At 66.6% G+C, this 11,461-nt stretch carries 9 protein-coding genes; 6 read left to right on the plus strand and 3 right to left on the minus strand.

Annotated features, from left to right (window positions below; genetic code table 11):
- Nucleotides 1–67 precede the first annotated feature (67 nt).
- Complete coding sequence (locus ACPEH8_RS06130) at nt 68–502, plus strand: hypothetical protein (RefSeq protein ID WP_136003298.1); 435 nt, start codon at nt 68–70, stop codon at nt 500–502.
- 76 nt (nt 503–578) lie between these two features.
- On the opposite strand, the gene ACPEH8_RS06135 is transcribed toward ACPEH8_RS06130, so the two are convergent.
- The 3 genes from ACPEH8_RS06135 to ACPEH8_RS06145 are packed head-to-tail and all read right to left on the minus strand — an operon-like array spanning nt 579 to nt 4,335.
- On the minus strand, nt 579–2,354 hold the full coding sequence (locus ACPEH8_RS06135) for a pseudouridine synthase (RefSeq protein ID WP_136003301.1): 1,776 nt from the start codon (nt 2,352–2,354) through the stop codon (nt 579–581).
- Nucleotides 2,347–3,414 (minus strand): SMC-Scp complex subunit ScpB, encoded by a 1,068-nt coding sequence (gene scpB, locus ACPEH8_RS06140; protein WP_136003304.1) that lies wholly within the window; start codon nt 3,412–3,414, stop codon nt 2,347–2,349. The genes ACPEH8_RS06135 and scpB overlap by 8 nt, the downstream gene beginning before the upstream one ends.
- Nucleotides 3,415–3,429: 15 nt before the next feature.
- The gene (locus tag ACPEH8_RS06145) at nt 3,430–4,335 is read right to left on the minus strand and encodes a segregation and condensation protein A (protein WP_017357401.1); all 906 of its coding nucleotides are present in this window, start codon (nt 4,333–4,335) and stop codon (nt 3,430–3,432) included.
- 344 nt (nt 4,336–4,679) lie between these two features.
- Here ACPEH8_RS06145 and ACPEH8_RS06150 point away from each other — a divergent pair, with 344 nt between their 5' ends.
- The 5 genes from ACPEH8_RS06150 (at nt 4,680) to ACPEH8_RS06170 (ending at nt 11,442) form a co-directional block, all read left to right on the plus strand.
- Nucleotides 4,680–4,979, plus strand: coding sequence for a YciI family protein (locus ACPEH8_RS06150; protein ID WP_017357400.1), 300 nt, complete (start codon nt 4,680–4,682; stop codon nt 4,977–4,979).
- Nucleotides 4,976–5,254, plus strand: coding sequence for a BolA family protein (locus ACPEH8_RS06155; protein WP_153165360.1), 279 nt, complete (start codon nt 4,976–4,978; stop codon nt 5,252–5,254). Before ACPEH8_RS06150 ends, ACPEH8_RS06155 begins: the two co-directional genes overlap by 4 nt.
- A gap of 148 nt (nt 5,255–5,402) precedes the next feature.
- Nucleotides 5,403–6,440 carry a LacI family DNA-binding transcriptional regulator gene (locus ACPEH8_RS06160; protein ID WP_017357398.1) on the plus strand — a complete coding sequence of 346 codons (1,038 nt, stop codon included), beginning with the start codon at nt 5,403–5,405 and terminating at the stop codon, nt 6,438–6,440.
- An 84-nt stretch (nt 6,441–6,524) separates the two neighbouring features.
- On the plus strand, nt 6,525–9,584 hold the full coding sequence (locus tag ACPEH8_RS06165; RefSeq protein ID WP_017357397.1) for a TonB-dependent receptor: 3,060 nt from the start codon (nt 6,525–6,527) through the stop codon (nt 9,582–9,584).
- Between the two features lie 253 nt (nt 9,585–9,837).
- Nucleotides 9,838–11,442, plus strand: a complete 1,605-nt coding sequence (locus tag ACPEH8_RS06170) for a glucoamylase family protein (RefSeq protein ID WP_017357396.1) — start codon at nt 9,838–9,840, stop codon at nt 11,440–11,442.
- Nucleotides 11,443–11,461: the final 19 nt, after the last annotated feature.

Raw genomic sequence — 11,461 nt, forward strand, 5'->3', positions numbered from 1 at the left:
CCACATGCTGGCGCGATGCGCGCGCTGCTAGATTCTGGGCCGTTCCTTTCCGCATGAGTGCACTGCAATGAAGACGCTTTCCCTGGCACTGACTGCACTGGCAAGCCTGGGCGCGGTTCCCGCCGCACAGGCCGCCGGCAACATCGACTGCAAGCTGCACTACAACCTGGCGGGCTGGTCTGTGCTGTACAAGACCGCGTCGGGCACCGGCACCATCACCTGCGACAACGGCGCGCGCATCCCGGTCAAGATCACCGCCAAGGGCGGTGGGCTGACGGTGGGCAAGTCCAGGATCGTGGATGGCAAGGGCAAGTTCTCCGGCGCGTACGCGGTCAACGATCTGCTCGGCTCCTACGCGTCGGTTGAAGCGCATGCTGGCGCGGAGAAATCCGGAAATGCGCAGGTGATGACCAAGGGCGACGTCTCGCTGGCGCTGGCCGGCACGGGCAAGGGCTGGGATCTGGGCGTGGGTGTGGGCCGTTTCACCATCGAGCGGCGCTGACAGCAGCCCGGGAGCGACCTGCCAAACGAAAAACCCCGGCTCACGCCGGGGTTTTTTGTGTTCTGCGGTTCAGCGATCAGCCGCCGCGCGGGCCGCCACCACGGTGACCACCGCCGCCGGGACCGCGGCTGCCGCCGGGGCGTGCGCCGCCCGGACGACCGCCCGGGCCGCCGGGGCCACGACCGCCGGGGCCACCCGGGCCACGGTTGCCGCCCGGACCGCGATTGCCGCCGGGACCGCCGGGACCACGTGCGCCGGGACCGCCCGGACCACGGTTGCCACCCGGACCACCCGGACCGCGATTGCCGGCCGGACGTGCGCTGCCGTACGGGCTGGCGCCCGGATTGGCGTGGTCGGACGGGAAGCTGGGCGCATTGCCCGGATGGCCGTACGGGTGGCGCGACGCGCCCTGACCGCCCTGACCACCGCGGTTGCCGCCGCCGGCCGGACGGCCCTGGCCGCCGAAGCCGCCACGGCCTTCACCGCCGTATCCGCCACGGCCTTCGCCACGGCCTTCACCGCCGAAGCCGCCGCGCCCTTGGCCGCCTGCGCCGCCCGGACCCTTCGGCTTGCCGTAGGGACGCCCCTGGCCACCGGCACCTGCGCCGGCACCCGGGCCGCGCGCCCCCGGACCACGGGCAGCGCCCGGACCGGCATTGCGATGGTTGCTCGGACCGGTGCTGACACCGTCCGGCACGTACCAGCTGCGGAATGCAGCCGGGTTGCCTTCCGGCAGGGCGCGGTTGCCCTTGTCCGGACGCTGCTTGAACGGACGCTGCGACTGCTTGGCTGCCGCTTCGCCGCTGACCGTGAGGCCGCCCTTGAAGCCGCCGCCCTTGCCGCCGCGACCCCGGCCGCGCTCTTCGCGCACGTTGTCGAAACGACGCAGCTCGCGGCCTTCATCGGCCTGGTTGTGGCCGTTGACGTAGGCGTTGCCGCGGCCACCTTCGCGCGACACGCGCACGGTGGTCTTGGCGGCGCGGCGCTGGCCGATCACCGGCTGCAGGGTCAGCGCCGACGGCGCGCCTTCTTCCAGCTTCAGTTCGGCGCGCAGCGCTTCGACCTGCTTGGCCGGCAGTTCAACCGACTGGCCGCGCAGCAGTTCGCGCGGCAGGCTGACCTTGCCGTACCGGGTGCGCTTGAGGCGGCTGACCTGGCAGCCCTGCGACTCCCACAGGCGGCGCACTTCGCGGTTGCGGCCTTCCTTGACGACCACGCGGAACCAGTCGTGCGAGTCGGTGCCGCCGATGCGTTCGATCTCGTCGAACTTGGCTGGGCCGTCTTCCAGCGCCACGCCGCGGGCGAGGCGGTCGACGATGCTGTCAGGCACCTTTTCCTCGCCTTCCGGTGCACGCACGCGCACGACGTACTCGCGCTCCACCTCGTAGGAGGGGTGCATCATCGCGTTGGCGAGCTCACCATCGGTGGTCGCCAGCAGCAGGCCGGTGGTGTTGATGTCCAGGCGACCGATCGCGATCCAGCGCGCGCCCTTCAGGGCCGGCAGCGCTTCGAACACGGTGGGACGACCTTCGGGGTCTTCGCGGGTGGTCACTTCGCCTTCCGGCTTGTTGTACGCCAGCACGCGCGAGGTCTCGGTCAGCGCGGTGGCGACGAAGCCACGGCCATCCAGTTCGACCTTGTCGCCGCTCTTGATCGACTGACCGGTCTGGGCGACTTCGCCGTTGACCTTGACCAGGCCATCGGCAATGCGCTGTTCCAGCGCGCGGCGAGAACCGAGACCGGCCTGCGCCAGCACCTTGTGCAGGCGCTCTTCGAGCTTGGGCTGATCGGTGTCGGATTCGCGCTTGAGCGAAAGCTTGTTCAACGACAGCTTGCGGGGGGTGTCACTCATTTACTTGGCTCCGGCCGGCGACGGTTTCGTCGGCCTCTGGTTCGGGATCGGCTTCGTCAACAGCCACGGTCGTCGTCGCGACGGCGTTGTCTTCGGTTTCGTTCTGGTGCGCCGCGCGCTCTCCCGGCGCGGTAACGGGTTCGCCATCGCTGGCGGTCGTATCAGCGTCGTCGTCGCGGAGCGGCAACGGCGCATGGGATGAGGTGGTACCGGCTTCCGCATCGGCGGACGCCTCGCTATTGTCCTGATCTGCGGGCCGATCCGCCAGTCGGGCGGCAGCCAGCGCAGCGCGCGCGGCGGCCCGGGCGGCGGCCGGGTCGAGGTCCTGTGCCGGATCGGATGCCGGGGGTGGGGCCTCGTCGGCGTGCTGGTCGGCGTCCGGTTCCACCGTGTCCTCACCCGTGGCCGGCGACGGGATGCCGTCGTCATTGGCGGCGTCGCTGTCCCCGTCGGGGTCCGGGCTGGCGGCGCCGGCGGCCAGGCGAGCGGCCGGCTGGCCGTCGCTGTCCAGCGGCAGCTGCGGTTCCAGCTCGCCCAGGTCGCGCAGTTCGGACAGCGGCGGCAGTTCATCCAGGCGCTTGAGCCCGAAGTAGTCCAGGAAGCCCTTGGTGGTGCCGAACAGCGCCGGCCGTCCGGGGACGTCGCGGTGTCCGATCACGCGGATCCATTCGCGTTCTTCCAGTGCCTGGATGATGTTGCTGCTGACCGCCACGCCGCGCACCTGCTCGATCTCGCCGCGGGTGATCGGCTGGCGATAGGCGATCAGCGCCAGCGTTTCCAGGGTGGCACGGGTGTAACGGGTCTTGCGTTCGGTCCACAGCCGGGTGATGTAGCCGTGGACCTCGTTGGTGATCTGGAAGCGGAAGCCCGAGGCGACCTCGACCAGCTCCACGCCACGCCCGCTGCAGCCCTCGCGCAGCAGTTCCAGCGCGCGCTCGATGCTGCCCGGGGGCGCCGGTTCCTCTTCGGGGAACAGGCCCTGCAACTGCGCCAGCGTCAGCGGCTGGCTGGATGCCAGCAGCGCGCCTTCGACAATACGGTTGATCAGCGGTTGATCCATGCGTGGGTCGGGTGCTCAGTCGGATTCGTTGGCGGCGTCGTTGTCGTCGAACTCGCTGTTGAACTGCAGCGGTTCGTTGGTATTGCCGGCGGCCAGGGACTTGACGTAGATCGGCGCCAGCGGAGCTTCCTGGACAATGTCCAGCAGCTGCTCCTTGGCCAGTTCCAGCAGGGCCAGGAAGGTCACCAGCACCCCCAGCTTGCCTTCTTCGGCAGTGAACAGCGATTCAAACCGGTAGAACCGGCCATCTTCAAGACGACCCAGCACGTCGCCCATCCGTTGCCGCACGCTCAGCGCCTCGCGCTTGATCGCATGGCCGGTGAACAGCTCGGCGCGCTTGAGCACGTCGTGCAGCGCCATCAGCATTTCCTTCAGGTCCACCGGCGGCGGCAGCTTGACGGCCGCGCGGTCGGGAACGAAGGCATGCGCCAGGCTGGTGTCGCGATCCTGCCGGGGCAGGGCGTCGATGTCCTCGGCGGCCTGCTTGAAACGTTCGTACTCCTGCAGTCGGCGCACCAGTTCCGCACGCGGGTCGGCTTCGTCGCCTTCCACGCTGGGCGGCCGCGGCAGCAGCATCCGCGACTTCACTTCGGCCAGGATCGCCGCCATCACCAGGTACTCGGCCGCCAGTTCGAAGCGCAGCTCCTGCATGACGTTGATGTACTCGACGTACTGGCGGGTGATCTCGGCCACCGGGATGTCGAGGATGTCCAGGTTCTGCCGGCGGATCAGGTACAGCAGCAGGTCCAGCGGACCCTCGAAGGCGTCCAGGATCACTTCCAGCGCGTCCGGCGGGATGTACAGGTCCTGCGGAATCTGCAGGACCGGTTGCCCATGCACCACGGCCAGCGGCATTTCCTGCTGCTGTGGGGCGGTCGGCCGGATTTGCGGGTTCGCGTCGAGCGCGAGTTCGGAAGTCATCAAATTGACGTCAGTATTGCAACGGACCGGTCGCCGCACCGTGCCGGCCACTGGAGAACCAGGTGGCAGGGTGGCAGGCCAAGGCACGCCGCTGTCGGCGCGATTCCACACTTCAAACAGCAAGGCGCGCCGCGATGGGCAGCGACAGAACTACGGGGAGGTCGTCTACGTGCGCTGGTGTGGGGCAGTGGGTCGGTCGACACGGGGCCGGGAGAGCCGGGGGTCGACGGGCCGCTGCATCCAGCCACGTGCAATGGACACAAGAGTACGGCTTTGCACCGGCAGTGTCCAGCGAGCCGGGCTAGAATCGTCCCGTTTGTTTATATGAGTCTCGGGAGTTTCCTGTGTGGTATGTGATTGAAGGCTATGACGGCGCGGCCGTACTGCCTGCCCGCCAGTCGGCGCGGCCGGCCCATCTGGCGCGTCTGCAGGCCCTGCAGGACGAAGGGCGTCTGCTGCTGGCTGGCCCATGCCCGGCCATCGACAGCGAAGATCCCGGCCCGGCCGGCTTCAGCGGCAGCGTAGTGATCGCCGCATTCGAGTCGCTGGAACAGGCCCGCGCCTGGGCCGATGCCGACCCGTACGTGGCGGCCGGGGTGTACGAGCGGGTCCAGGTGCGCCCGTTCCGCAAGGTGCTGCCATGAGCAACGCCGAGCGCGTCGAGCGCATCCGTGCGGCCCTGCAGCAGGCCTTCGCCCCGGAGCAGCTGGTGGTGGAGGACGACAGCCACCGCCATGCCGGCCACCCCGGCGCGCGCGATGGCCGTGGCCACTTCACGGTGCACGTGGTGAGCACGGCGTTTGCGGGAATGGCGCCGCTGGCGCGCCACCGGGCCGTCTATGCGGCCGTCGGGACCATGATGGAGACCGATATCCACGCGCTGTCCATCGACGCCCGCAGTCCGACCGAAAACCGCTGAAACCCTTGTCCCGTCTTGTCCTGGCGAGTCCTGGAAGGACCCGCCGTGGACAGCGTTCCGTTACCGCCGTGAGACATGAGGCTAACGTAGTGTTTACATTCAGGATTGAAAACGCTTACATTCCGCGCCAAGCCCAGATCTCTAAGCCGTGGAGGGCGGCGAGGTGAACAAGGCAGCCATCACAATCAAAGATGTCGCTCGCGAAGCCCGGGTCTCCGTGGCCACGGTCTCGCGTGCCCTGAACGGTCATGAAAATGTCGCCGAGCCCGTGCGCAAGCTGGTGCTGGAGGTGGCTGCGCGCCTGCGCTACACCCCGCACGCGGCGGCCCGCAGCCTGAGCAGCCGGCGCACCAACACCATCGGTGTGGTGCTGCCCGACCTGTACGGCGAGTTCTTCTCCGAGCTGATGCGCGGCATCGACAACGTGGCCCGTGCGCGCCGCCAGCACCTGCTGGTGTCCAGCTACCACGGCGACCAGGAGCAGCAGGGGGCCGCGCTGCGCGCCATGCGCGGCCGGGTGGATGGCCTGCTGGTGCTGTCACCGTACGCCGAAAGCCCGGGCTTCCTGACGGACAACCTGCCGCAGTCCCTGCCGACGGTGCTGATCAATACCTATCTGCCCGAGCAGGATCATCCGGTGCTGAGCATCGATGACCATGCCGGTGCGATGGCCATGACCCGCCACCTGCTGGAGGTCGGCCATCGCCGTATCGCATTCATTTCCGGTCCGGATCTCAACTACGACGCCCGTGAGCGCCTGCGCGGTTTCCGCGATGCGCTGGCCGCATTCGGCGATGCTGCCGACGGGATCGAGTTGCCCGGTGACTTTGACGAAGCTTCCGGCCATCGCGCCGGACAGGAGTTGCTGGCAGCCGGCACGCTGCCCGATGCGGTGTTTGCCGCCAACGACATGATGGCGCTGGGGTGTCTTTACGCCTTCGCGCAGGCGGGCATCCGTGTTCCGCTCGATGTCGCACTGGCGGGTTTCGATGACATTCCGCTGGCACGTTTCGTTCACCCGTCGTTGACGACGATGCAGGTGAGTATCGCCGACCTCGGCGATAGAGCCGCGACGCGCCTGTTGCAGTTGATGGATGGCAACAACACGGAAGGGGCCGGCGACAAGCAGACGCTGGTGCCGACCCTGATCGTGCGTGATTCGAGCAGGTCCAGATCCGAGCAGTAATCCGGCCGCGAGGCCGGGCGTACATCCACTTCAAAAAAACAATACAGGGGCCGCAATGACGGCCACCACCACCCGGAGAGTTACATGACGTATTCCAATCACCGCAATCGTGCGCCGGCCCGTCGCCTGCTGACCACCGCACTGGTCAGCTGTCTGATGCTGGGCGCTGCGCCGGACCTGATGGCGCAGTCGGCCAACGCCTCGCTGCGTGGCCAGGTTGCACAGGCCGAGGCCGGCACCGAAGTCATCGCGACCAACGTCGCCACCGGTACCGTGCGCCGCGGCACCATCCGTGCCGATGGCAGCTACTCGCTGATGGGCCTGGACCCGGGTACCTATGATGTTGTGGCCAACGGCCAGACCCAGAAAGTGACCGTGACCGTGGCCTCGACCGCGACGCTGAACTTCAGCGGCGCGCCGGCCAACGGCAGCACCGCCAATGCCACCAACCTGGACACGGTCAACGTGGTTGCGCCGACCCTGCTGCAGGAAGTGCGTACCTCCGAAGTGGGCAAGACCGTCAGCCTGCAGCAGATCCAGACCACCCCGCAGGTGTCGCGCAACTTCCTGGAATTCGCCGACGCGGTCCCGGGCCTGATCTTCACCCGCGACGCCAAGGGCAACACCTCGCTGCGCGGCGGTGCCACCAACTCCGACGGTACCAACGTGTACATCGATGGCGTGGGCCAGAAGAGCTACGTCAAGGGCGGCGGCGTCGCCGGCCAGTCCGGCAGCGCCGGCAACCCGTTCCCGCAGCTGGCGATCGGTGAATACAAGGTCATCAGCGGCAACTACAAGGCCGAGTACGGCCAGGTCTCCAGCGCGGCCGTGACCGCGGCGACCAAGTCCGGTACCAACGAGTTCAAGGGTGAAACCTTCTACCGTTACACCGATGAGGACATGCGCGCCAAGACCCCGGCCGAGCGCCAGGGCGGCAACGACAAGATGGTGTCGGCCGAGAAGGAATACGGTTTCGCCCTGGGCGGCCCGATCATCCAGGACAAGGCCCACTTCTTTGTGACCTATGAAGCCAAGCGCTTCGACCTGCCGGTCACCATCGCGCCGGATGGCGCGGTCACCGGTGCTGCCGGCCTGCTGCCGCCCGATGGCGCCGCCGGCCTCGGCCCGGCCAGCCAGCCGTTCCAGCAGGACCTGATCTTCGCCAAGATCGACTTCGAGCCGACCGACAACGATCGCATCGAGCTGACCTTCCAGGACCGCGATGAAACCCAGTCGCAGTTCAGCGGCCAGACCTCGCCGGAAGCCGGCCGTGAAGTGGTCAACACCGACCGTCGTTACGCCCTGCGCTGGAATCACAGCGGCGAGCGTTACTACAACGAAATGATGGTCACCCATGAAGATTCGTTCAACAACCCGACCCCGCTGACCCTGGCCAACGGCATCACCTACACCGCACCGGACGGCACCGAAGACCGCACCGTGGTGAAGATCGGTGGCGCATCGGCGCTGGATTCTCAGGTGAAGGGCCAGAAGGGCTGGTCGATCGAAGACAACCTGACCCTGGACGGCATCCAGTGGATGGGCGACCACACCATCAAGATGGGTGCGAAGTACAAGCAGATCGACCTGTACGCATCCGATGCCGCGCAGATCAATCCGACCTTCACCTACAGCCTGGGCGATCCGGACTTCCCGTCTTCCATTCCGTACAAGGCGCAGTTCGTCAAGCCGGTAACCGGCGTGTCGGGCGTGTCCGGCGAAGTGCGTTCGAAGTCCAAGCAGATCGGCCTGTTCATCCAGGACGACTGGCAGGTCAATGACCACCTGCAGCTCAACCTCGGCCTGCGCTGGGACTACGAGAAGACCCCGTCCTACCTGGACTTCGTGACCCCGCAGCAGGTGGTCGACGCGATCTACTCGCAGGATCCGCGCGCCCCCGCCGGCCAGACCTACGCCGATTCGCTGGCGCTGGGCGGTCTGGACATCAGCGACTACATCAGCACCGGCAAGAACCGCAAGGCATTCAAGGATGCCTGGCAGCCGCGCCTGGGCTTCTCGTATGACATCAACGCCGACGAGCAGCACGTGATCCACGGTGGTGCCGGCCGTTCGTACGATCGCGACCTGTTCGACAACCTGCAGCTGGAAACCACCAAGCTGGCGCTGCCGCAGCCGACCATCTACTTCCGCAACCCGGCCACCGGCACCTGCATCAACGGCCAGGCCGCCTGCTATGACTGGAACCCGGCCCTGCTCAACGGCATCGGCAACCTGCAGAACCTCGTGGGTGCCACCAGCAATGCCGGTCTGGAAGTGGATCTGCTGAACAACAATCTGAAGGCTCCGTACTCGGATCAGTTCAGCCTGGGCATGAGCAATCAGATCGGTGAGTGGCTGACCGACGCCACGATCGCCCGCACGCTGAGCTACGACGGCTTCGCCTTCACCCTGGGCAACCGCTACCCGACCGGCCAGTTCTTCGATGACCCGCGCCTGTGCGGCGGTTCCGACCCGGGCCTGAGCCAGGCCTGGAGCTGCAACGTGCCGGGCTTCGGCAGCCTGATCATCGGCCAGCAGGGCATCAAGACCCGTGCGACCCAGGTCCTGCTGTCGGCGCAGAAGCCGTTCACCAAGGAAAGCGGCTGGGGCACCTCGGTCGCCTACACCTGGACCACCGCGCGCCACAACCGCGACATCAATGAGAAGTACGCGTTCGACCGCGGCCTGATCAGCGAGTACCCGACCATCCGCTCGAACGGCGCGCCGCGCCACCGCCTGGTGGTCACCGGTTCGTACGCCGGCTTCTGGGGCATCACCTTCGGTGGCAAGATCACCCTGGCGACCCCGACCGCCGTCAACGACTGGTACCCGGTGCCGCAGGCCAGCGGCTACAACCTGCCGACGCCGCAGGCGGCTGTGCCCAACGCCAATGGCAAGTTCCTGCTGGGTGGCAAGATCTTCGGCTACCGTTCGGTCGATCTGCAGGCGACGAAGACGTTCAAGATGGCGGGCGATACCGAGCTGTACGCTCGCCTGGACATCATCAACGTGTTCAACTTCGACAACTTCTCCACCTACAACTACGTCAAGACCAACGGCAAGCTGGAGGCCAGCTACAACGAGACCGGCGAAATCATTGGTACGCCGCGTCAGGTCAAGGCGGAAGTCGGCTTCCGCTTCTGATCGCATTACCCGGCATCGCCTTCGCAGGCGATGCCGGGGCAGCACCGCCGGCCGGCCCCTGGCCGACCGGCGGACTGCACAGGCGCTTACCCATCGGCGATGGACAAGCGCGTGTGCGGCAGGTAGCCCGCGTTGCCCGGACAGACTGGATCCGCCCTCGACACGCGGATTTTTTTTGCGTCGGGTCTGTAAACGATTTCAATCTGGTTGAGGCTATGCTCTCCAGCACGAACATGCGAAAAGGTGGTGGTCGATGAATGCACGTCGGGTGGTGACGCTGACTTTGCTGTCCGCAGCGATCGTCGGCTGCCAGAAGGCGCCGGAACAACCGGCCAAGCCCAAGCCTCCGGTCATTCTGGTGGAGGCCGATGCGCCGCCGCGTCCGATGAAGCCCGAACTGCCGCCGCTGTTCGACGACATCGAGCGCCGCACCTTCCAGTTTTTCTGGGACACCACCAACGAAGTCAACGGACTCAGCCCGGATCGCTTCCCGTCGCGCCCATTCGCCAGCATCGCCTCGGTGGGGTACGCGCTGACCGCCTATCCGATCGGCATCGAGAATGGCTGGGTCAGCCGCACCCAGGCGGTGGACCGCACCCTGCTGACGCTGAAGTTCTTCCGCGACCTGCCGATGGGGCCGCAGCGCACCGGCAAGGGTGGTTACAAGGGCTTCTACTACCACTTCCTGGACATGCAGCAGGGCCGCCGGTACGACAGCTGGGTCGAGCTGTCCAGCGTGGATACCGCGCTGCTGATGATGGGCGTGCTGTTCGCGCAGTCCTACTACAGTGGCGATGACCCGCGAGAGAAAGAGATCCGCGAGATCGCCGATACGCTGTACAAGCGCGTGGACTGGCCCTGGCTGCAGCAGCGTGCGCCGCTGATCTCGATGGGCTGGTTCCCGGAGAGCGGCTTCATCGACCACGACTGGATGGGCTACAACGAGGCGATGATGGTCTACATCCTCGCGCTCGGTTCGCCGACCCATCCGGTCAGTCCTGACGCATGGACGGTGTGGACGCGCACCTACGACAACGACTGGGGCGTCTACCAGGGCCAGGAATACCTGTCCTTCGGCCCGCTGTTCGGTCACCAGTACACGCACGTATGGGTGGATTTCCGCGACATCCAGGACGCCTACATGCGCGAGCGGGGCAGCACCTACTTCCTCAACAGCCGGTCGGCCGCGCTGGCCCAGCGCGAGTACGCAATCGCCAACCCGATGAACTGGAAGGACTACGGCGAGAACGTGTGGGGCCTGACTGCCAGCGATGGCCCGCAGAACACCACGCAGGAGTATCGCGGCGAGCAGCGCCAGTTCCGGCACTACTCCTCGCGCGGCGCCGGCCTGCGCGAGAACTTCGACGACGGCACCATCGCGCCGACAGCGGCGATCGCCTCGATCGTGTTCGCGCCGGAAGAGGTGATCCCGGCCACCGAAGAGATGCACAAGCGCTACGGCGACTACATCTATTCCAGCTACGGCTTCCTGGACTCGTTCAATCCCAGCTTCAACTACGACATCCCGATCAAGACCGGGCGCCTGGTGCCGGACCGTGGCTGGGTGGCCAGCGACTACATCGGCATCGACCAGGGGCCGATCCTGACCATGATCGCCAATTACCGGAACGATTTCGTCTGGGACGTGATGAAGAAGAACCCGCATATCCGCAAGGGGCTGGAGCGCGCCGGTTTCAGTGGCGGCTGGCTGACCCCGGAAGGCGAGACGGCGCCGACGACGCTGCAGAAGGATGAGAAAGCAGCGTCGGCACGATCGGTCGGCATCGCCGAATCGCGCGCGGCCGCGGCGCAGGAACAGAAGAACAACACCAACCGCAACCAGCCTCAAGGGAAGTAAGCAGTGCCATTGTCGTCGC

The sequence above is a fragment of the Stenotrophomonas sp. NPDC077461 genome, assembly GCF_049545475.1.
Classification (GTDB): Bacteria; Pseudomonadota; Gammaproteobacteria; order Xanthomonadales; family Xanthomonadaceae; genus Stenotrophomonas; species Stenotrophomonas nematodicola.